This is a genomic window from Shimia sp. MIT910701, assembly GCF_047126315.1.
Lineage (GTDB): Bacteria > Pseudomonadota > Alphaproteobacteria > Rhodobacterales > Rhodobacteraceae > Shimia.
This window is the reverse complement of record NZ_CP138953.1, coordinates 764,699-786,368: the sequence shown is the minus strand read 5'-3', so window position 1 is coordinate 786,368 and position 21,670 is coordinate 764,699. Positions and strand designations below refer to the sequence as shown.

The window sequence follows — 21,670 nt, the reverse complement described above, 5'->3', positions numbered from 1 at the left end:
ATGAGCGACCAGCACGCGGATCTCGATTGGCGAGACAACGTCATCCCGGTGTCTACCCGGTTTGATGACCCGTATTTCAGCCTCGACAACGGGCTGGCCGAAACCCGCCATGTGTTTCTGGACGGCAACCTGTTGCCCGCCCGCTTTACTCCCGGCTTTCACATTGCCGAGCTAGGATTTGGCACAGGTCTCAACTTGTTGACGGTCTGGAAGGCTTGGGAAGAGAGTGGCCAAACCACGCCGCTGTCATTCACATCCTTTGAAGCCTTCCCGATGAGCGCCGAGGAGATGCAGAAAGCACTCGCCGCCTTCCCGGAACTAAGCGCCTACGCCACCCGCTTGGTCACAGCTTATGCCGAAGACCCAACCCTTACCACCCTGGACGGCCTCCACGCCCGCGTGGTGATTGGCGACGCACGTGAAACACTTAAGGCGCAAAGCTTTGAGGCGGACGCCTGGTTTCTGGACGGCTTCTCGCCTGCCAAAAATCCCGAACTCTGGGACGCAGACTTAATGGCCCAAGTCGGCGCACACACCAAAGCAGGTGGCACCGCCGCAACCTACACCGCCGCGGGCTTTGTACGCCGCAATCTGGAGGCCGCAGGCTTCAGCGTCACCCGCACCCCGGGCTTTGGCCGCAAACGCCACATGACCCAATGTGAAAAACCCACGCCATGACACAGCCCAACAACCGCCTCGGCATCCTCTTGATGTCGCTCACCACGCTGGTCTTTGCGCTGCAAGATGGCATCTCCCGCCACTTGGCAAGCGAGTACAACACCTACCTTGTGGTGATGATCCGTTACTGGTTCTTTGCGCTGTTTGTCATTGCGCTGTCCGCCCGCCAACCCGGCGGCCTCAAAGCCGTGGCTCGCACCAAATTTCCGCTGCTGCAAATTGGCCGTGGCGCGCTGTTGGCGCTGGAAATCTGTGTGACCGTGGTGGCTTTCACCCTGCTGGGGCTGACCGAAAGCCACGCGATTTTTATCTGCTATCCGCTGATCATCGCCGCGCTCTCCGGCCCCGTTTTGGGCGAGCGCGTTGGCTGGCGCCGCTGGGCCGCCATTGGCGTCGGCGCGGTTGGCGTGCTGATCATCCTGCAACCCGGCTCCGGCGTCTTCAGCCCTGCCGCCATTGTGCCACTTGTTGGCGCACTGATGTTTGCCGTCTACGGCCTGATGACCCGCTACGTCGCCCGCGGTGACACTGGCCAGACCAGCTTTTTCTACACCGGCGTGATCGGCTGCATCGTCATGACCGCCATTGGCCTGTTTTTCTGGGAACCCATTTCGGGCCGCGACTGGATCTGGATGGGAACGCTCTGTTGCACCGGGGTTTTTGGCCACTGGTTGCTGATCCGCACCTATGAGGTCGCCGAGGCCAGCGCCGTGCAGCCCTTTGCCTACCTGCAACTGCCTTTTGCCGCCGCGCTTGGCATGGCCGCCTTTGGCGAAACCCTACGCATGAACGTCGCCATTGGCGCGGGCATTGTGCTGGCCGCCGGGTTGTTCACGTGGTGGCGAGAACGTCAATCTGCATGAGGCCTTAGCGCACCTTGATGGTGCCGCCCGTGATCTCCTGACCAAACGACACCGGATGTGGGTCCTTGCCCAACCGTGCGCGATAGACCGGCAAGCTCTCAGACACCCGCATCACATAGTTGCGGGTTTCGTTGAACGGGATCATCTCGATCCAATCGATCATCGCCTCAACAGAACCACTGCGCGGATCACCGTTCCTCGACATCCATTGCTCAGGGCGACTCGGACCAGCATTGTAAGCCGCCGAAATCATGATGATATTGCCGTCAAACTGCTCCGCCAACTCGGCCAGATAAGCACTGCCCAACCGCGCGTTGTAACCCGGATCAGAGGTCAGGTTACCCAGCACATAGACCTCTCCAATCTCCGCCGACACATCCCGCGCCGTACCCGGCATCAACTGCATTAAGCCCCGCGCACCCGCATGGCTCACCACCACCGGATCAAACTCACTCTCCCGCCGGGCAATTGCCAAGGACAACTCATCCGTCACCGGCAATTTCTGATCGACCAGCGGATGCAGCGGGTAATAGGGTCCCGGCAGGGTCACGCCCATGCGCACCATCTGCTTGCCCAGCATCACACCAATATGCGGTTGTCCCAAATCCAGCGCCATCCGACCCAACTGCCCAAGACCCGTGCGATCCTGCGTCTCACTCAGATGCACCCAGAACCGTTCCGCAAGGCTCAACTCGCCCGCCGCCAACAAAGCCCGCGCCGCTTTGTGCACGCTTGATGTGGTCCAACCCGCCTTTTGCCAATCCGGGAACCGCTCTTGGCCAGACAAGGCCGGATCATGCGCGATCCCCGCCTTTTCTGCAGCCAGCAACCCATAAAAACTCGTCTGATGCGCACCGCCAGCGACATAGGCCTGCTGCGCGGTGGTCTTGTCGCCCATCGCCTCATAGGCACGACCCAGCCAATAGCCTGCGCGCCCCAGCGAGATTGGCGTTTCCACCGACTGGGCAAAATTCAAGAAATGCGCGGCAGCTTCTTCAGGGCGGTCCAGAAAGCGCAACGCCAAATACCCTGCCAGCCACTCACAATCGGAATAGGCATAGCCCGCCTCTGGCGTCAGCTTATGTGTCGCCGCCAAGGCATAGGCGGTTTTGTAGTTCCCCGCCCGCATCTGATTGCGCACCAACGACCGGCGCCGAGGGGCCCATTCTTCGGGCTCGCCCAACGTGCCCGCTTTGCTGCGCGCCAAGATCAACTCAATGGCGCTGTCATTGCGGTCTTTCCTATGCCGCCAGACAAACCGCTCATGCGCCAATCCCGGATCGTCCTGTAGGCTGTCCGGCACCGCCGCGATCAAGCCATCCACACCTTTGGCCATGGCCCGCAATCCAAGCCGCGCTTTGGCCAAGGCCACCCAGCCGTCCGGCACATGGGCGTACATCGCCTCAGAATTGGAGGTCCAATTCTTCCACAGCATCGCATCCAGCCGCGCCGTGTGATGTGGTTTGAGCAAATCGCCGTAGCGCGCCAGATAGTCCGCCTTGGTGGTGCTGTTCATCGCCATGGTGCGCCAGGCTTCCACAATCGTGGCCTGCGCCGCGCCCTCCTCGCCGGCCTGCGTCAGCACTTTGGCCTGCGCCAGCGCCCCTTCCGCAGTCTGCGCTGGACCATGCACAAAGAACGACAGCGCCATCTCATAGCTCACGTCGTCAAACGCTGCTTCCGACTGCTTACGCAAATACGGCAAGCCCGGCCAATCACCGCGCCGATCCAGAAACGCCAACACCTGATCTGCCGAGCCTTCGCCCGCACGCAACCGGTGCCACTCCACAATGTCACGTGTGACCTGATCGGTCTCACGCACCGCCTTAGCCGCGCCATCCCAATCCTTGGCACGGATTGAGGTCATCGCAGCGCGAAGTTCATCGCGAAACTGCGCATTTGCGGGAACAGCGACCAGCAAGGCCACAAACAGAGTCAGAAAAAGACGCAACATGGCTTGCATTTTCCTATGCCAGACAGGATAGAACCCGCAAGATACGCCGCGCACCCGAAGGCCTCAACTCACAATCTTGGCAAGTGGGCAACTTCCCGCTAGGGTCCGCGCGATTTACCAAAATGGGCAATTCCGCCCAGCTACGCATAAAAAGGAGCGTGCCATGTTCAAAGGGTCCTACCCCGCACTCATCACGCCGTTTACGAACGGCGAGCTGGATTTGGAAACGCTCAAGAAGATCGTCGAGTGGCACATTGGTGAAGGCACCAATGGCTTCGTGCCCGTAGGCACCACCGGCGAAAGCCCAACACTAAGCCACGAAGAGCACGAAACCGTTGTCGAAGAGGTTGTCAAAGCCTCCGCCGGTCGTGTGCCAGTGATCGCAGGCGCGGGCTCCAACAACACTTTGGAAGCCATCCGCTTTGCCCAGCACGCCGAAAAAGTGGGCGCAGATAGCATCCTCGTGGTAACGCCTTACTACAACAAGCCAACCCAACGCGGCCTGATCGCACACTTCACTGCGGTACATGACTGCTGTGAACTACCGATCATCATCTACAACATTCCGGGCCGTTCCGTGGTCGATATGACACCGGAAACCATGGGCGAGTTGGCCAAGCTGCCGCGCATTGTTGGTGTAAAAGACGCCACCGGCGATCTGGCCCGCCCAAGCCAGCAACGTGCCACCTGTGGCGCTGACTTCATCCAACTGTCCGGCGAAGACGCCACCGCACTTGGCTTCAACGCGCACGGCGGTGTCGGCTGCATCTCTGTGACCGCCAACGTCGCACCAAAACTCTGCGCCGAGTTCCAGGCCGCCACGCTTGTAGGCGACTATGCCAAAGCACTGGAGTATCAGGACAAGCTGATGCCATTGCACGAGGCCATTTTTGTAGAGCCAGGTCTTGTGGGTGCGAAATACGCCATGTCCCGCCTTGGCCTGTGCAACGAAGAGGTGCGCCTGCCACTGACCGGCCTGACCGACGCCACCAAGGCACAGATCGACGCCGCCATGGCGCACGCCGGTCTGCTCTAAGTCCGCACATATTCAGAGGCCTTGACCTCAAAGAGAAAGGCGCCCACTGGGCGCCTTTTTCATGCCAGCTGGACTGTAAACTAGTGCCAGAGCGCCAGGCCAAAAGCCAGGGTCGCCACGGTGCCAAACACCCCAAGCCCAATGCCAGAAATCATCCAGGGCCACACCGGGCGCGACCCCTCAACCTTGTCCTCGGACTGCGCAATCAACGCGACTTCGACCATTGCCGGCAATCTTGGCCCAAAACGAGACAGCACCCGCGCGGTCTTCGCCAGATCGCTCAACACGGCGCGCGGGCCTATGCTTTCCTGAATGTAGGCGGACACCACCGGCTTTGCCACATCCCAGATGTTCACACGCGGATCGAGCGACCGTGCCACACCTTCAACCACCACCATGGTGCGCTGCAGCAGGATCAACTCGGTACGGGTTGCCATGCCAAAACGTTCAGTGACTTCAAACAGGTAGTTCAAAAGCCGCCCCATAGAGATCCGCGTGGCGTCCATGCCAAAAATCGGCTCCCCCACAGCACGCAAGGCGCGGGCAAACTCATCCACATCTTGATCCGCTGGCACATAGCCAGCCTCAAAATGCACTTCGGCCACACGTTTGTAGTCCCGCTGAATGAAACCATAGAGAATTTCCGCATAAACCCGGCGGGTGTACTCGTCTATGTAGCCCATGATGCCAAAGTCATAGACAATAATGTCGCCATTGGCGGCGACCTTCATGTTGCCCTGATGCATATCCGCATGGAAATACCCGTCGCGCAGCGCATGGTTCAGGAACAATTCCAAAATCCGACTGCCAAGCGCATTACGGTCGTGTCCCGCTGCATCAAGCGCATCATTGTCGCCAATCGGTGTGCCTTCCGCCCATCCCAGCGTCATCACACGGCGCGCGGAATGCTCCCATTGCACGGTGGGCACCTGATACCCAGGATCCTCCGCAGAATTGGCCGCATATTCACTGGCATTTGCACTCTCAAGACGCAGGTCCAGCTCGGACGTGACCCCACGATCAAAGTGCTCAATCACATCCCGCGGCCGCAAACGGCGCGAGCCCGGCGACAGGAACTCAATGGTATTGGCCGCAAAGTAGAAAGCATCGATGTCTTTGCGAAACGCCTTCTCGATCCCGGGCCGCAGGATTTTTACCGCCACCTCTTCGCCCGTCTCACGCAACCGTGCGCGATGCACCTGCGCAATCGACGCAGCCGCCACCGGCTCGGAAAATTCGGAGAAAATCTCATCCACAGGCTGCCCCAACTCGGATTCGACCTCTGCCTTGGCGGTGGCAATATCAAACGGCGGCAGCTTGTCCTGCAAAACCCGCAACTCGCCAGCCAAATCTCCGCCCACCACATCTGGTCGGGTCGAAAGCACCTGCCCAAATTTGATGTAGGCTGGCCCCAAAGCCGTTAATGCGCGAGGCAATGCTGGCGCACTTGGATCGCCCTTGTAGCCCAGCCATTGAAACGGCCAAACCAACCCGCGCAACACGACGCGCACCAAATTCGGCGCCTCAAAGGCGTCCATCACCACTTTCATCGCGCCGGTGCGCTCCAGCGTGGCACCGGTGCGGATCAGGCGGATAATATTGTGCGGACCTCTCACAGCTTCCAACCCGAATGCAGCGCGGCAATGCCCATGGTCAGATTGCGATACTTCGCATTCTCAAACCCGGCGGTCTTCACCATATCAAGAAACGTCTCCTGATCCGGGAACTTGCGAATGCTCTCCACCAGATACTGATAGCTGTCGCGATCATTGGCGATCACCTTGCCCATCTGCGGAATGATGTTGAAGGAATAGAGGTCATAGACCTTCTGCATCATGTCGTTGGGGATTTGGCTGAATTCCAGCACCATCAACCGCCCACCGGGCCGCAACACCCGAAACGCTTCATTCAACGCCTCCTGCGGGCGAGTCACATTCCGGATACCAAAGCTGATTGTGTAGACGTCAAAGGTGTTGTCCTCAAACGGCAACGCCATCGCATCACCCACAACCCAGTCAAGACTCTCGGCCATATGGTCTACTTCGGCCCGCTTGCGGCCTTCGACCAACATCGGCTCGGTCAGATCGCAAACAGTCGCATGACCATGACCGGCCCGCTTCAGGAACTTGAACGACACATCGCCGGTGCCGCCAGCCACATCAATCAATTTCTGCCCCGGACGCGGCGCCAGCCAATCCATCATCGCATCTTTCCAGATGCGGTGAATGCCCATCGACATCACGTCATTCATAATGTCGTATTTACTGGCAACCGACCCAAACACGCCCTGAACGCGCCCGGCCTTTTCGCTTTCCGGCACGGTTTCAAAGCCGAAATGGGTGGTGTTTTTGCTGTCCGCCATGATGCGAAATCCTCTTGGTTGCCACATTCATATAGGGCCGTCCAAACAGGTACAATGCGCTGATTTGGCACCGGAGTACGATCCAACACAAGGGCCGCGTCCGACCTCGGTAGAAAGCGAAGCGCCCTCCCGTTGGGGAGGTCGGGCGCGGCCCGCTGCGCGGTCCAAGAGATACCTTGATTGTGACCAACGTCGTCGCGCATGGTCGGCACAAAGTCGTCCAAGAGGTGAATATGCCCGAACTGCCCGAAGTCGAAACCGTGCGCCGCGGTCTGCAACCGGCCATGGAAGGCGCAACCATTGCCCGCGCGCAAGTCAACCGCCCCGATCTGCGCTGGCTCTTCCCAGACCGCATGGCGGAACGGCTCACCGGCGCCAAGGTCACGCAGCTGCGCCGCCGCTCCAAATACATCCTCGCAGACCTCGACACAGATGAGACGCTGCTGATCCACCTTGGCATGTCCGGCCGCATGACAGTTTCCGGTGATCCCTTGGGGCAATTCGCCCACGATCACCCACAAGCCGAGAAACACGATCATGTGGTGTTTGATATGGACAACGGCGCACGCATCACCTTCAACGATCCGCGCCGTTTTGGTGCCATGGACCTTCTGCCCTCGGACAACACCGAAACCCACCCGCTGATCGCCAAACTTGGGCCGGAGCCTCTGGGCAACGACTTTCACGAATCCTATCTTGCTGAGCGACTCGCCGGAAAAAACACCCCGATCAAATCAGCCCTGCTGGATCAACGCATCGTGGCGGGCTTGGGCAACATCTATGTCTGCGAAGCGCTTTTCAGGGCAGGGATAGCGCCAAAACGCAAAGCTGGGGCCATCTCACAGGCCCGCGTACACAGTCTTGTGCCCATCATCCGTCAGGTGCTGCAGGAGGCCATCGAGGCCGGGGGAAGTTCGTTACGTGACTTTCGCCAAGCCGACGGCGAACTGGGGTATTTTCAACACACTTTTGACGTCTACGGTCGGGAGGGGGAACCCTGCAAAACCCCCGATTGCACTAGAAAAATAAGCCGAATCACCCAATCCGGCCGCTCGTCTTTCTACTGTGCGCAATGCCAAAGATAGCTTGATCCATATGTATCAAATGATAATCAATCACTCCTGACCGGAACAATGAAAGCATTACTCATGGCTTTTGAGACGATCATCGTCGAAATCGAAGACCACGTCGCCCTTATCAAACTCAACCGCCCGGACGCCCTGAACGCGCTCAGCCAACAGCTGATCGGCGAACTGCAGGACGCTCTAGAAAGCGCGGATGCCAACGACAAAGTGCGCTGCATCGTGATCACCGGCTCTGAGAAAGCCTTCGCTGCGGGCGCGGACATCAAAGAAATGTCCTCGATGAGCTTCGCAGACGTGAACCTCTCCAACTTGTTTGCCGAGTTTGGCGACAGCATCCAGGACATCCGCAAGCCCGTGATCGCAGCCGTATCCGGTTACGCCCTTGGCGGTGGCTGCGAGCTCGCCATGGCCTGCGACTTCATCATCGCATCTGAGACCGCGAAATTCGGCCAGCCAGAGATCAATCTCGGAGTGATTGCCGGCATCGGCGGCAGCCAGCGCCTGACCCGCGCCGTGGGCAAGTCCAAATCCATGGACATGAACCTCACCGGCCGTTTCATGGACGCCGCAGAAGCAGAGCGCTCCGGGCTTGTGTCCCGCGTTGTGCCTGCCAAAAAGCTGATGGAAGAATCCATGAGCGCCGCCCAAAAGATCGCGGAAAAATCTCTGATCGCCGCGCGCACCGCCAAAGAGGCTGTGAACCGCAGCTTTGAAAGCTCCCTGCGCGAAGGCCTGCTGTTTGAGCGCCGCGCCTTCCACTCGCTGTTTGCGACCGAAGATCAGAAAGAGGGCATGGCGGCCTTCATGGAAAAACGCGAAGCGCAATTCCGCGACCGCTGATCCTACCCAAAATCTTTCAAGAAGCCCTCGCGCTGCCGGGGGCTTTTTTGCGTTTAGGGCATGATCACCCAACGACGGTGGCTTTCTGCCACCGCGTCACACGGCGCAAGAATCAAATCTCGGGACATAAAAGGCCCTGCTGACCGGCTCTCCGCGCCGACAGCCACGCAGGTGTGCGAAGCGTCTTGCGGCCGAATGGTCCCGCTCTCACTGTCAAAAGCGAACATCTGAGCCGACACTGTCGGATCGCAGTCCCGCAAAGAAAAATCCACCGCGGCCCGCGGCGCGCTAACCTGCATGCATTTTCCATCAAACGCTACAGACCGAATTGCACCGCTGGCAGCATCAAAGGCAAACTGCACATCCCCGCCCTGCGGTTTGCAGGAGTGCGCATGTAACGTGTCCCCAAAACCACGCCCCACTGTATCGATGCACCAGCCCAGGTCATCCGCCTCATCCAGATTGTCCGCAAGATGGATGACCGGCGCAGGTGTCTTGACCTGCACCATCTCCGCTGACGCTTGGCCACCACACAAAACCACAACCGACAAAAAGGCTTTGGTGCCATAATAAATCATTCTAAATCTCCCAATGCATACACGACCTGAAAATACTCAAACGCCGAAAAATCTCTTGATGGGGAACACGCACTCGTGTCCGCAATGCAAAGCGTATCAGACGTAAAAACAACCGCATAACAAAGCCCGGCAGCTATCAACATAAATCCAATTGGCAGCACTTTCTGCGACATAACTGTTCTCACTCAATCGTTTGTTTTTATCAAACGCTCCGGCAGCGTTTTTCCGTCGCAACAACACGCAAGGTTTTTGACCTCTGGTAACGAAGACGTTGATCCATGCGGCATCTGGCACAGTTGACCAATCCAAAAAGCAGGCGCAATGCTGTCGGCACAAATCAGAATCAAGAGACACTCCAATGTATCGCTTTGCCGCCATTGCATTTGTGCTCGCCTCCTCGCCAGTCTTGGCGGAAGACGTCCCAACCACTCTGGAAGCCCTCGGAGAACGCCTGTTCTTTGACGTAAACCTCTCTGCCAATCGCACGCAATCCTGCGCCACATGCCACGATCCGGATTATGGCTTTGCCGACCCACGTGGCATGGCCTCAATTGGCGATGACGGCGAATCCCTCGGCGACCGTAACGCGCCCAGTGCCGCTTACGCCGCCTTCACCCCGGAGTTTCACAAAAATACGGATGGCATTTGGGCAGGCGGCCAGTTTTGGGACGGCCGCGCCAACCGGTTGGAAGATCAAGCTGGTGGTCCGCCTCTAAACCCCATCGAGATGAGTATGGCGGACGAAGCCGCCGTTATCGCCCGCCTGCTGGAAGATCCGGTCTACACCGAAGCCTTCCCTACACTGTTTGACGACGACGTCTTAGGCGATCCCCAATCCGGCTACACTGCCATGACCGACGCCATCGCCGCCTTTGAACGCACCGAAGTTTTCTCGCCGTTTGACAGTAAATACGACCGTTTCCTGCGAGGCGAAGTGGAGTTGACCCGCGAAGAAGACCTCGGCCGTGTGCTGTTCTTCTCTGAGCAGTTCACCAACTGTAACCTCTGCCACCAGCTTGGAAAGAGCCAGCTTGACCCGCAGGAGACCTTCACCAACTACGAATATCACAACATTGGCGTGCCTGAGAATCTGGCCCTACGTGATCTGAACGGCGTAGCGCGTGGCACCGTGGATATCGGCCTCGCCGCCCACCCCGACATGGACAGCAACCCAACCCTGCGCGGCAAATTCAAAACCCCAACCCTGCGCAACGTGGCGGTCACCGGCCCGTATATGCACAACGGCGTGTTTGAAGATCTCCGCACTGTGGTGCTGTTCTACAATCAATTTAATACAACCGACGTAAAGCGCCGCACCAACCCAGAAACCGACGAGACCTTCCGCATGCCCGCAGTGCCCGCAACCTTAGCAGTGGAAGAACTCACCCACGGCCCGGCCTTGGATGATCGACGGGTCGATGCCATTGTCGCTTTCCTCAAAACTCTGACTGATGCACGCTACGAACACCTACTCGACGAGCAGTAACCTCTACTTTCTATACACTTTTGGATGCGGGACATTCCGCCGCACTCAAAAACATACAAAATTAATAAGGATTGACGAGACCAACAAAAATGGTCAGTTATGCCAATAATTCTCAACAGGGATGGATTCCATGACTCGCACATTTTTGACCACTACTGCGGCCGTGATCGCACTGACCGCCCCGGCTTTCGCCGCCACCAAAGCGGACGTTGTTGCCAACTACGCCGACATCGCCGCGGCGAAATACGAAGACAGCCTGGCAACCGCCAAAACACTGCAGGCCGCAGTGAACGCGCTGATCGAAAACCCATCCGCCGAAGCACTGCACAACGCTCAGGGCGCATGGCTGGCTTCCCGCGTGCCATATCAGCAGACCGAAGTGTACCGCTTTGGCAACGCCGCTGTGGACGACTGGGAAGGCAAAGTGAACGCATGGCCGCTGGACGAAGGCCTGATCGACTACGTGGACGCCGCTTACGGTGGTCCATCTGACGAAAACCCGCTGGCGGCGCTGAACGTAATCGCCAACGCGTCTTTCGAAATCTCCGGCGAGACTATTGATGCCGCCGAAATCACCCCAGCCCTGCTGGAAAGCCTGCACGAAGCGGACGGCGTAGAAGCCAACGTAGCGACCGGCTACCACGCCATCGAATTCCTGCTCTGGGGCCAGGACAAAAACGGCCACAACCACGGCGCAGGTGACCGCCCTTGGACTGACTTCGCAGCCGGCGACGCCTGCACCGGCGACAACTGTGACCGTCGCGCCGCCTACCTGAAAGCTGCCACCGACCTCTTGGTTTCCGATCTGGAATTCATGGCGGCGCAGTGGTCCGCAGACGGCGAAGCCCGTTCTACCGTAACCGGCGACGCAGACGCTGGCCTCGTGGCCATTCTGACCGGCATGGGCTCCCTGTCCTACGGTGAGCAAGCTGGTGAGCGTATGCGCCTTGGCCTGCTGCTGAACGACCCAGAAGAAGAGCACGATTGCTTCTCTGACAACACCCACAACAGCCACTACTACGACGGTCTGGGCATCCAGAACGTGTACCTGGGCGAATATGTGCGTGTGGACGGCTCCCTCGTGTCTGGCCCCTCCGTGTCTGACCTGGTGGCAGAAGTGAACGCCGATCTGGACGCAGAGCTGCAAGGCAAGCTCTCCACCACCATGATGTCCCTCGGCCGCATCAAAACCGCTGCGGAATCCGGCTTCTCTTATGACCAGATGCTGGAGCGCGGCAACGAAGCTGGTGAAGCACTGGTGATGGGTGGCGTAAACGGTCTGGTCGATCAGACCAAATCCATCGAAGCCGCTGTAAAAGCTCTGGGCCTCGACAGCCTCGCGTTTGAAGGCTCCGACAGCCTCGACAACCCGGATGCCGTTTTCGAGTAAATTGGCCTCAAGCCAATAAGACTTCAAAGGGGCGGCCATCCCGCCGCCCCTTTTTCTATTCCAAGGCCAGCCATGCGAACTTCCTCAGCCACGGTCTTCTGCGCACTCTTCGCCACCTCTGCGGCACTCGCATTAGATGACCGTCACCTCAACGTGGTGCCCCGCACCAACGCCGAGACACAGCGCATTGAAGGTGTCACAGCCGTCCCAACCGATTTCTCAAAACCACAGAAGTTTGAGTCCCACCCTGGCGGCGCTGCGACCGTTCCGGCGCGCAATGACGCCTTTGCCTTCAAACAGCCCTCCGCCAATCTCAGCAAAGAAGACGGCCTGACCTTCCGCATGGGCGAAGCGATGTTTGATAAGCTCTGGGTGTCCTCGCCCAGCTCCACACTGGCCTCCGACGGACTTGGCCCGCTCTACAACGCCCGCAATTGCCTGGGCTGCCATCAGAAATCCGGGCGTGGTCACGCCCCGGATGGCCCTGAAGATGACGCACTTTCACTGGCGATCAAACTGGCCATTCCCGGCCAACAGGCCGACCAGATTTACGAAATCGAAGACTTCCTCGCCACGCGGCCAGAGCCAACCTATGGCTCCCAAATCCAGGACTTCAACCTGCCAGGCCACCCCGCCGAAGCACGCATCGAAGTCACCTTTGAAGAGTTTGACGTGGCCTTGTACGGCGGCGAAATCGCCTCACTACGGCGCCCAACCTATGCCTTGCATGACCTCGGCTACGGCCCCCTTCACCCTGATGTGATGGTCAGCCCGCGCGTCGCGCCGCAAATGATTGGCCTCGGTCTGCTGGACGCCATCCCCGCCGAAGACATTCTCGCAAACGCCGATCCGAACGACGCAAACGGCGATGGCATCTCCGGTCGTCCCAACATCACGTGGTCGGTCGAATATCAACGCCCGATGCTGGGCCGTTTTGGCCTCAAAGCAGGCGCGCCAACTCTGCGCCAGCAATCCGCTGCCGCCTTTGCTGCTGACATTGGCATCTCAACTCCGCTGTTTGAAGCGGGTCACGGCGATTGCACCACCGCGCAGGTCGAGTGCATCAACGCCCCCCACGGAGACGGCGACGTGCGCGTCTTTGAAGTTGATGAAATTGGCCTCGACCTTGTGACCTTCTACAGCGCCAACCTCGCTGTGCCCGCCCGCCGCGACGTGGACGACCCCGAAGTGTTGCGCGGCAAAGAAGTCTTCCACACCACCGGATGCGCGTCCTGCCACACGCCGTCTTTTGTGACCCACCGCCTTGAAGACCAGCCCGCCCAAAGCTTTCAGCTAATCTGGCCCTACACCGACTTGTTGTTGCATGACATGGGGCCGGATCTGGCCGACAACCGCCCCGAAGGCCGTGCAACCGGCCAGGAATGGCGCACACCACCACTCTGGGGCATTGGCCTCACCGGTCAGGTTTCCGGCCACACGCAATTCCTGCACGATGGCCGCGCCCGCAATATCCTCGAAGCCATCCTCTGGCACGGCGGCGAAGCGGAAGGTCAAAAAACCAAAGTGATCGACATGCCACCCGCCGATCGTACCGCCCTCATACGTTTTCTGGAGAGTCTCTAACCCATGCGCATGATCGCCTTTGCCGCCTCGCTGCTTCTGTCCACACCGGTTTGGGCCCAAGATTCCGCCGCCCTTGTAGACACGGCAATCACCGATCACATCCTGCCCGGCTTCACGTCCTTGGCCAACGCTTCCGAAGCTTTGAAATCCGCCGCCGCCGCCGACTGCCGCAGCGACTCCGAGGCCCTCCGTACCGCCTACCACAAAGGCTTTGACGCCTGGATGGCGGTCAATCACCTGCGCTTTGGTCCGACTGAGGCCGACGAACGCGCCTTTGCCCTCGCCTTTTGGCCCGACACCAAAGGGTTTACGCCCAAATCCCTCTCTAAGTTGATTGCTGCCGAAGACCCGGTAGTCGCTGATCAAGCTGAGTTTTCTGAAGTCTCTGTAGCGGCACGCGGCTTTTTTGCCATGGAGTTCCTGCTCTACGACGACCGCATCAGCCAACTCGGAGACGACGCCTACCGTTGCTCTTTGATCCAGGCGGTTGCCAATGACATCAACCGCAATGCCGACGCCATTCTGACAGATTGGCAATCCACCTATCCCACCCTGATGCGCACGCCCTCCCCAGAAGGCCCCTACACGACAGACCTCGCTGCCGTTGCCGAGTTGTTCAAAGCCCTCGACACAGGTTTGCAATTCAACGAGGAAGCCCGTCTTGGCCGTCCATTGGGCACTTTTGACAAACCCCGTCCCCGTCGCGCCGAAGCGCGTCGATCCGGTCGCAGTCTGCAAAATATCTCGGTGTCGCTTTCCTCTCTGGAGCAACTCGCATCAATACTGTCTGCGCAATCGCCTTCCCCTTCGGACAATCTCACCGCCGCTTTTGAGAGCGCACTTTCACACGCGGAAGAGTTACAAGACGATCCCGTTTTCGCCGGTGTTTCTGACATCCAAGGACGCCTGCGCGTCGAAATCCTGCAGCAATACATCGGCAACATCCGCGACATCGTCTTGCAAGAGCTTGGCCCCGCGCTGGACGTCACCGCAGGCTTCAACGCCCTGGACGGCGACTGATGGTCACCCGCCGTCGCATGCTCGCCGGCCTTGCCGCCACAAGCCTCCTGCCCAGCGCGGGGTGGAGCAGCGTTGGCACGCCAGACTACCTCTCCGCCGCCCGCGCCCCGGACGGCACCTACCTGCTTGCAGGTCTCACCACCACAGGCGAGATCACCTTTACCATCCCCTTGCCCGCCCGCGGTCATGCCGCCGCCGCCCATCCCGAACGTGCCGAAGCTGTCGCCTTCGCCCGTCGTCCAGGCACCTTTGCCTTAGTCATGGATTGCCGCGATGGTGCGGTCCTGAAAACCCTCACAGCTCCGGAAAGCCGCCACTTCTACGGCCACGGCACGTTCTCAGCAGACGGCGCCACGCTTTTTACGTCCGAGAATGACTACGAAGCCGGGGAAGGCATCATCGGCCTCTGGGATGTCACCCGAAACTACGCTCGAATTGGTGAATTCTCTTCCGGCGGCGTTGGCCCGCATGACCTCAAGCTCATGCCAAATGGCGAAACCCTTGTAGTGGCCAATGGCGGCATAGAGACCCACCCCGACATGGGCCGCAGCAAGCTCAACATCCCGGTGATGGCGCCAAACCTGAGCTACGTGACCACCAGTGGCGTACCGGTTGAAGACGTTACACTGCCTGCGGCATTGCACAAAAACTCCATCCGTCACCTCGCCGTGCGTCAGGACGGTTTGGTCGCCTTTGCCATGCAGTGGCAAGGCAGCAAATCCGCCACTCATCCCCTGCTTGGTCTGCACCAACGCGGCACAGAGGTGAAACTTCTCACCGCTCCGCCAAAAGCGCAACAACAACTGCAAGGCTACGCCGGCAGCGTGGCCCTCTCAAACGATGGCAACCTCGTCGCCATAACCTCGCCGCGCGGCAATGTCCTGCATGTCTTTGACACCGGAACCGGCCAACCCAGCGCGATTCTTTCGGCAAAAGATGTCTGTGGCGTTGGCCCAACATCGGATGGGTTTGTCTTCACCACCGGCACAGGCATCATCGGCACCCTACAAAGCACCACCGCGCAGCACGCCTTGCAGTGGGACAACCACCTGATCGCGATTACGCCGTAGCCTAAGCCGCGTCACACCAGCGGCTTGTCCTCGGACAAAAACAAGTCCATCACTACCGGAATCGCTTTAAACTCTAAGGCCCGCCCCTCCGGCCGCTTCTGCAACGGTTTGGTCACCCATGCGGTCCACCGCAACCACCGGCACCAGCGCTGTGCCAAAGGCCAAATCGCGGCATCCGCGTTGTCCCGATAGGCAGCCATCGCCTCGCGCAAGCTGCCCCGCATCTGCGGCGAATGCGCCGCCACATTAAACGCAAACACCACCAAATCCCGCGCCTGTCCTACCGGCGTGTTGTTGGCGTGTTTGTAGCGCTCAAAATCCAGCAGCAACATCCGGCCATCCACTTGGCATATGTCTTTCGGACTAGGTCTCCCATGGGCAAATCCAAGGTTATGAAACTCTGCAAGCATCTTACTTGCATCTACTAGCATTTGGATTCGGCGGGACGCATCTTCCTGTCGCTCCAACAGCTTGCGCAAATCCAACCCGCAATCCGGCAGCACCAGAAAATCAGGCCCCTCGGCCACCAAACGCGGCACAGGCGCCTGCACGGCGTTCATCTCGCGGTACGCCAGCCGTTCGCGCTCAAACGCCTTGCGCGGATCGCCCTTCTGCAAACGGTACCGCAACCCCAGCTGCTCCACGCGCTTGATCCAGAACACCTGCCCCCCAACCTCAATCCGCTGCACACGCGGCCCATCTTTGCGCGCTTCGGTCTCAAGCGTCACACGCAGGTCATCGCTCACGGTTTGGGGGGCTTTGCTATCCATGGCCGATACTTAGGATGTCGCGCCCACGCCGTAAAGCCACGTGGCCTACGCAACCCTCTAAGCAACCCCATGCCATATTAACAACAATCCCCCGCGAAACATTGAATCACGCCACACAAAGCCGTAAGTGCTTGTCATCAGAGACATTGAGGCACCTATGGCAAATTTCCTTTACCAAAATGATCTTCCAGATGATCTGGACCTTGGCCCGGTTGTGGCGATTGACTGCGAAACCATGGGGCTCAACCCCCATCGCGACCGCCTCTGTGTGATCCAAATGTCTGGTGGCGACGGCAACGCCCACCTTGTGCAAGTCGCCAAAGGCCAAACCGAGGCGCCGAACCTGTGCAAAATGCTCGAAGACCCAAATGTGTTGAAACTCTTCCACTTTGGCCGCTTTGACATTGCCGCGATGTACCACGCCTTTGGCGCCCTCACCGCGCCGGTCTATTGCACCAAAATCGCCTCCAAACTGGTGCGCACCTACACCGACCGCCACGGCCTGAAAAACCTGCTTCAGGAACTGCTGAGCGTCGATGTGTCCAAGCAACAGCAGATGAGCGACTGGGGAGCAGAAACTCTGACAGACGCCCAACTCGACTACGCCGCCTCTGACGTGCTCTACCTGCATGGCCTGCGTGAAAAGCTGAACGAACGTCTCGCCCGCGAAGGCCGCACAGAAGTGGCCCAGGCCTGCTTTGACTTCCTGCCGACCCGCGCCAAACTGGATCTGGCCGGCTGGCCGGAACAGGACATCTTTGCGCACTAACGGAGCCGCCCCATGACGGACGCCGACAAGCAAACCTTTCTGGACACCGCCCGCCGTGTGATCTCCATCGAGACCGCGGCATTGTCGGCCTTGGGCGACAGCCTGGGTGCCGAGTTTGGCGAGGCCATTGAACTACTGCTCTCTGCCAAAGGCCGGGTGATCATCTCTGGCATGGGCAAATCCGGCCATATCGCCCGCAAGATCGCTGCGACCTTTGCCTCCACCGGCACCCCGGCGCACTTCGTGCATCCGGCCGAGGCCAGTCACGGCGACCTTGGCATGATGGCACAAGGCGACGTTGCGCTTGTGCTGTCCAACTCCGGCGAAACTCCGGAGCTGGCCGATCTGGTAGCCTATACGCGCCGCTTCAACATCCCGCTGATCGGCGTCGCCAGCCGCCCCGGCAGCACGCTGATCAAGCAAAGCGACGTGGGCCTGATCCTGCCCAAAGTCGAAGAGGCCTGTGGCACCGGCGTGGTGCCGACGACAACCACCACCATGACCCTTGCGCTCGGCGATGCCCTTGCTGTGGCCCTCATGGAGCACCGCAAGTTCACCCCGGAGAACTTCCGTGAGTTCCATCCGGGTGGCAAACTGGGGGCGCAGCTCTCCCGTGTGCGCGACCTCATGCATGTTGGCGAGGCGTTGCCTCTGATCGACGCGCAAACCCCGATGAGTGACGCGCTGCTGGAAATCAGCCAGAAAGGCTTTGGCGTTGTTGGCGTCACCAATGACACCGGCGCGCTCCTCGGCATTGTTACCGATGGGGACTTGCGCCGCCATATGGACGGTCTGCTGGACCGCACCGCCGTGGAAGTTATGACCGCCGATCCGCAAACCATTGCGCCCGGCGCCTTGGCCGAAGAAGCGGTTGCCATCATGAATCAACGCAAGATCACCTGTCTGTTTGTGATCGATCCCAATGGCGCAGGCACCCCCGAGGGTCTCTTGCACATCCACGACTGCCTGCGCGCCGGGCTCGGCTAAACCGGTGGTGCGCCGCCTCACATATTCCAACCTGGTCGCCTGGCTGAAGGTGCTGCTGCCCCTGACCGCACTCGGCATCCTGTCCACGCTTTTCTTGATCTCCCACGAAGTGGATCTCGAAAGCGCCATTCCCTTTGCCGATGTCGAGCTGGAAAAACGTCTGCGCGACCGGCAAATCACCGCGCCGTATATCTCCGGCCAAACCGACGATGGCCACAATATCACGTTGACCTCCGCCACCGCCCACCCAGATATCGAAGACCCCTCGCGCATCATTGCCGAACAGGTCGGCGCTTTGATCAGCACCACCGACGGCACCGAAATCACCGTCCGCGCCAAGGCAGGTGAGATGAGCAGCACCTTTAACGAGGTCGAGCTTGACGGCGACGTCGAGATTGTCACCTCTGCGGGCTACACCATCACCACCGACAACATGATCTTTGGCCTGGAAGACGCGCGCGCGGAAACGGCGGGCGAAATTCTAGCAGAAAGCGGCCTTGGCACCTTAGAAGCAGGCCGCATGGCCCTGCGCCCCTCTGGGGAAAACAATGAAATATATTTGTTTTTCACAAAAGGTGTGCGACTGCTATACACGCCCGCAAACTGAGACGAGGTGACCCTGTGTATTTGATCCGTGCTTTGGCAATTTCCCTTCTGACGGTGGTTCCCGTCGCTGGGATGGCACAGGGGTTTCAGGTCGGCTTTGGCCAAATGCAGCAAGACACTGGCCTGCCGGTCGAAGTCACCGCCGAGACTCTCTCGGTGAATCAATCTGACGGCAGCGCCGTGTTTGAGGGCAAAGTGGATGTCTCCCAAGGTGACATGCGCATGACCGCCGACAAGGTGAACGTGCACTACAATCAGGAAACCCAGGCCATCGCCCGCCTCGTGGCGGAAGGCAACGTGCTCCTTGTCCAAGGGCCCGATGCGGCCGAGGCCAATCAAGCGATCTACAGCATCGATGATGGCACCGTCGAAATGACCGGCAATGTGACGGTCGTACAGTCCAAAACCACCATCACCGCGGACAAAATGCGCCTCAATCTAACAGACAACACCGCGCAGATGAGCGGCAATGTGAAAACAGTTCTGAAGTCTCAGTAACCATGGCCAAACCCGATCTCTCCGTCACCAAAGGCAGCTCCGGACTACAGGTGCAAAGCCTGCGCAAGGCCTATCGCAAGCGCGTGGTGATCCGAGACTTCTCCATGGAGTTGCAGCGCGGCGAAGTTGTTGCGCTGCTGGGTCCAAATGGCTCCGGTAAAACCACCACCTTTTATGCGGTCGCAGGCCTCTTGGTGCCCGAAGGCGGGCGTGTGTCCATCGACGGTCGGGACGTGACCACCCTGCCGATGTATCGCCGCGCCAAGCTGGGCATCGGCTATCTGCCGCAAGAGATGTCGATCTTCCGTGGCCTGTCGGTGGAAGACAACATCACCGCTATCCTCGACATCACCCACAAAGACCGCCACAAGCGCCGTGAGCGCCTTGAGGAGCTCCTGAGCGAGTTCTCCATCGAGCACCTGCGCCGCGCGCCTGCGCTGGCCCTGTCTGGTGGCGAACGCCGCCGCGTGGAAATCGCCCGCTGTCTGGCTGCCGACCCGAAATATCTACTTTTGGACGAACCTTTTGCAGGCGTCGACCCGATCTCGGTGGGCGATATTCGCCACCTTGTGGCTGATTTGAAAAAACGTGGCATCGGCGTGTTGATCACCGACCACAACGTGCGCGAGACGCTGGAAATTGTCGACCGCGCCTACATCCTGCACGACGGCAAGGTGCTGATGTCCGGCACCCCGGACGAGGTGGTGGAGAACGAAAACGTGCGCCGCGTCTATCTTGGCGAAAACTTCCGCATCTCCTGAACCACGCGGAAAAGCGCACAATCTTGCGCTCGATCATTGACTCTTAACCGTCTGCCTACTCAAATGGACGCATGACATTTGATCGACTCCCCGCTGTGACCGTGGCGGCCTTCGCAAAAAGGCCCGGTCTTTCGCAAGGGTTGGCAATGTCGATTTCCAGCATTCGGACCTAACTGATAACGGGCATCTCAAGCCCGTGGTCCGACATGTCATCGAAAAGGAGACAGGATGCGCTATCAGATTACCGGAAAACACATCGACGTTGGTGATGCTCTGCAAACTCACGTGAAAACAGAGCTTGGCAGTGTGCTCGACAAATACGCCGGCCGACCTACCGACGCGACGATCACGTTCTCCAAACACGCGCACGAATATGTCTGCGAGGCCACGGTACATCTGTCCACCGGACTGACTGCCCAAGCCAAAGCACATGAAACTGAAATCTACGCCGCTTTTGACAGTTGTGCGGAAAAAATGGACAAACAACTGCGTCGGTATAAGCGCCGTCTGAAGGATCACCATAAGGAACGTCAGGACCCGGTTGAACTTTTCGGCGCTTCCTCGTATATCCTCGCGCCTGAAGCTGAAGAACATGAGGCCGAGCCCGACACCCTGCAGCCAGTCATCGTTGCCGAGATGGAGACCAAGATCCCATCCCTAAGCGTTGGCGAAGCCGTAATGCAGATGGAACTTGCAGGGTCCCCGGTGCTTGTCTTCAAGAACGAAGGTAAAGACGGATTGAACGTGGTCTATCGCCGTGAGGACGGCAATATCGGCTGGATCGATCCGCAAGCATAAGTGAGTAAGCGCATCAAAGCGCGCTCCGGAGATACAGGCCCTATGGACCTTTCTACGATCCTCAAGCCTGAGGCGGTACGTGTTGTGACAGCCGCCTCAAGCAAAAAGCGTTTGTTGCAGGAATTTGGCGACCTGGCCGAGTCAGCTTACGGGCTGAACGCGCCTGCGGTTGTCGAAGCTCTGATTGAACGCGAAACCCTTGGCCCCACCGGCGTGGGCCACGGGGTGGCCTTGCCACACGCCCGCTTCGAAGGCCTTGAAAGCGTCGTTGGCGCCTTCATCCTTCTGGAAAAGCCAGTTGATTTCAATTCGGTGGACCGCCAGCCAATCGACATCGCCTTTGCGCTGTTTGCCCCAGAAGAGGCCGGTGTCGAGCACCTCAAAGCCTTGGCAAAAGTGTCCCGTCACCTGCGCGAGTCCGCGATCTGCGCCAAGCTGCGCGCCAACCCGGACGCGGCCACGTTGTTCACGATCCTGACCGAAGGCGACAAAGTTCAGGCAGCTTAAGCTGATCGACAAATAAGAATTTCAACGC

General features: G+C 59.0%; 22 protein-coding genes. 17 read left to right on the top strand and 5 right to left on the bottom strand.

What is annotated here, in order from left to right; genetic code table 11:
• Positions 1 to 678, top strand: a complete 678-nt coding sequence (gene mnmD / locus SIB38_RS03750) for a tRNA (5-methylaminomethyl-2-thiouridine)(34)-methyltransferase MnmD (protein WP_412551434.1) — start codon at positions 1 to 3, stop codon at positions 676 to 678.
• Entirely contained in the window at positions 675 to 1,541 is an 867-nt protein-coding gene (locus tag SIB38_RS03745) for a DMT family transporter (protein WP_412551433.1), read from the top strand. The genes mnmD and SIB38_RS03745 overlap by 4 nt, the downstream gene beginning before the upstream one ends.
• A gap of 4 nt (positions 1,542 to 1,545) precedes the next feature.
• Here the strand turns inward: SIB38_RS03745 and SIB38_RS03740 are convergent, their stop codons facing one another.
• Positions 1,546 to 3,495, bottom strand: coding sequence for a transglycosylase SLT domain-containing protein (locus SIB38_RS03740; protein ID WP_412551432.1), 1,950 nt, complete (start codon positions 3,493 to 3,495; stop codon positions 1,546 to 1,548).
• Positions 3,496 to 3,658: 163 nt separating this feature from the next.
• On the opposite strand from SIB38_RS03740, the gene dapA reads away from it, so the two are divergent.
• Complete coding sequence (gene dapA / locus SIB38_RS03735) at positions 3,659 to 4,531, top strand: 4-hydroxy-tetrahydrodipicolinate synthase (protein ID WP_412551431.1); 873 nt, start codon at positions 3,659 to 3,661, stop codon at positions 4,529 to 4,531.
• An 80-nt stretch (positions 4,532 to 4,611) separates the two neighbouring features.
• On the opposite strand, the gene ubiB is transcribed toward dapA, so the two are convergent.
• The gene (ubiB, locus tag SIB38_RS03730) at positions 4,612 to 6,147 is read right to left on the bottom strand and encodes a 2-polyprenylphenol 6-hydroxylase (RefSeq protein ID WP_412551430.1); all 1,536 of its coding nucleotides are present in this window, start codon (positions 6,145 to 6,147) and stop codon (positions 4,612 to 4,614) included.
• A complete protein-coding gene (gene ubiE, locus SIB38_RS03725) occupies positions 6,144 to 6,893 on the bottom strand; it encodes a bifunctional demethylmenaquinone methyltransferase/2-methoxy-6-polyprenyl-1,4-benzoquinol methylase UbiE (protein WP_412551429.1) in 750 nt (249 codons plus the stop codon). The genes ubiB and ubiE overlap by 4 nt, the downstream gene beginning before the upstream one ends.
• 233 nt (positions 6,894 to 7,126) lie before the next feature.
• On the opposite strand from ubiE, the gene mutM reads away from it, so the two are divergent.
• On the top strand, positions 7,127 to 7,978 hold the full coding sequence (gene mutM / locus SIB38_RS03720; RefSeq protein WP_412551428.1) for a bifunctional DNA-formamidopyrimidine glycosylase/DNA-(apurinic or apyrimidinic site) lyase: 852 nt from the start codon (positions 7,127 to 7,129) through the stop codon (positions 7,976 to 7,978).
• A gap of 63 nt (positions 7,979 to 8,041) precedes the next feature.
• Positions 8,042 to 8,818, top strand: coding sequence for an enoyl-CoA hydratase (locus tag SIB38_RS03715; protein ID WP_412552019.1), 777 nt, complete (start codon positions 8,042 to 8,044; stop codon positions 8,816 to 8,818).
• A 53-nt stretch (positions 8,819 to 8,871) separates the two neighbouring features.
• On the opposite strand, the gene SIB38_RS03710 is transcribed toward SIB38_RS03715, so the two are convergent.
• Positions 8,872 to 9,396: a ricin-type beta-trefoil lectin domain protein gene (locus SIB38_RS03710; RefSeq protein ID WP_412551427.1), complete on the bottom strand. Its 525-nt coding sequence runs from the start codon at positions 9,394 to 9,396 to the stop codon at positions 8,872 to 8,874.
• A gap of 358 nt (positions 9,397 to 9,754) precedes the next feature.
• Here SIB38_RS03710 and SIB38_RS03705 point away from each other — a divergent pair, with 358 nt between their 5' ends.
• From SIB38_RS03705 to SIB38_RS03685, 5 genes are all read left to right on the top strand, one after another.
• Complete coding sequence (locus SIB38_RS03705; RefSeq protein WP_412551426.1) at positions 9,755 to 10,882, top strand: cytochrome-c peroxidase; 1,128 nt, start codon at positions 9,755 to 9,757, stop codon at positions 10,880 to 10,882.
• 130 nt (positions 10,883 to 11,012) lie between these two features.
• Positions 11,013 to 12,272 (top strand): imelysin family protein, encoded by a 1,260-nt coding sequence (locus SIB38_RS03700; protein ID WP_412551425.1) that lies wholly within the window; start codon positions 11,013 to 11,015, stop codon positions 12,270 to 12,272.
• Positions 12,273 to 12,344: 72 nt separating this feature from the next.
• Entirely contained in the window at positions 12,345 to 13,856 is a 1,512-nt protein-coding gene (locus SIB38_RS03695; RefSeq protein WP_412551424.1) for a di-heme oxidoredictase family protein, read from the top strand.
• A gap of 3 nt (positions 13,857 to 13,859) precedes the next feature.
• Complete coding sequence (locus SIB38_RS03690) at positions 13,860 to 14,876, top strand: imelysin family protein (protein ID WP_412551423.1); 1,017 nt, start codon at positions 13,860 to 13,862, stop codon at positions 14,874 to 14,876.
• The gene (locus SIB38_RS03685) at positions 14,876 to 15,946 is read left to right on the top strand and encodes a DUF1513 domain-containing protein (protein ID WP_412551422.1); all 1,071 of its coding nucleotides are present in this window, start codon (positions 14,876 to 14,878) and stop codon (positions 15,944 to 15,946) included. Before SIB38_RS03690 ends, SIB38_RS03685 begins: the two co-directional genes overlap by 1 nt.
• An 11-nt stretch (positions 15,947 to 15,957) precedes the next feature.
• Here the strand turns inward: SIB38_RS03685 and SIB38_RS03680 are convergent, their stop codons facing one another.
• On the bottom strand, positions 15,958 to 16,716 hold the full coding sequence (locus SIB38_RS03680) for a hypothetical protein (protein ID WP_412551421.1): 759 nt from the start codon (positions 16,714 to 16,716) through the stop codon (positions 15,958 to 15,960).
• A 157-nt stretch (positions 16,717 to 16,873) separates the two neighbouring features.
• Here SIB38_RS03680 and SIB38_RS03675 point away from each other — a divergent pair, with 157 nt between their 5' ends.
• The 7 genes from SIB38_RS03675 to SIB38_RS03645 all read left to right on the top strand — a co-directional run bounded on the left by SIB38_RS03675 (position 16,874) and on the right by SIB38_RS03645 (position 21,642).
• A complete protein-coding gene (locus SIB38_RS03675) occupies positions 16,874 to 17,485 on the top strand; it encodes a ribonuclease D (protein ID WP_294117924.1) in 612 nt (203 codons plus the stop codon).
• 12 nt (positions 17,486 to 17,497) lie between these two features.
• Positions 17,498 to 18,472 carry a KpsF/GutQ family sugar-phosphate isomerase gene (locus tag SIB38_RS03670; RefSeq protein ID WP_412551420.1) on the top strand — a complete coding sequence of 325 codons (975 nt, stop codon included), beginning with the start codon at positions 17,498 to 17,500 and terminating at the stop codon, positions 18,470 to 18,472.
• 7 nt (positions 18,473 to 18,479) lie between these two features.
• Complete coding sequence (lptC, locus tag SIB38_RS03665; RefSeq protein ID WP_412551419.1) at positions 18,480 to 19,079, top strand: LPS export ABC transporter periplasmic protein LptC; 600 nt, start codon at positions 18,480 to 18,482, stop codon at positions 19,077 to 19,079.
• 14 nt (positions 19,080 to 19,093) lie between these two features.
• Positions 19,094 to 19,576 carry a lipopolysaccharide transport periplasmic protein LptA gene (gene lptA, locus SIB38_RS03660; protein WP_412551418.1) on the top strand — a complete coding sequence of 161 codons (483 nt, stop codon included), beginning with the start codon at positions 19,094 to 19,096 and terminating at the stop codon, positions 19,574 to 19,576.
• A gap of 2 nt (positions 19,577 to 19,578) precedes the next feature.
• The gene (gene lptB / locus SIB38_RS03655) at positions 19,579 to 20,337 is read left to right on the top strand and encodes an LPS export ABC transporter ATP-binding protein (protein WP_294117933.1); all 759 of its coding nucleotides are present in this window, start codon (positions 19,579 to 19,581) and stop codon (positions 20,335 to 20,337) included.
• A gap of 228 nt (positions 20,338 to 20,565) precedes the next feature.
• A complete protein-coding gene (gene hpf / locus SIB38_RS03650; protein ID WP_168590870.1) occupies positions 20,566 to 21,135 on the top strand; it encodes a ribosome hibernation-promoting factor, HPF/YfiA family in 570 nt (189 codons plus the stop codon).
• A 42-nt stretch (positions 21,136 to 21,177) separates the two neighbouring features.
• Positions 21,178 to 21,642: a PTS sugar transporter subunit IIA gene (locus tag SIB38_RS03645; RefSeq protein ID WP_412551417.1), complete on the top strand. Its 465-nt coding sequence runs from the start codon at positions 21,178 to 21,180 to the stop codon at positions 21,640 to 21,642.
• Positions 21,643 to 21,670 lie beyond the last annotated feature (28 nt).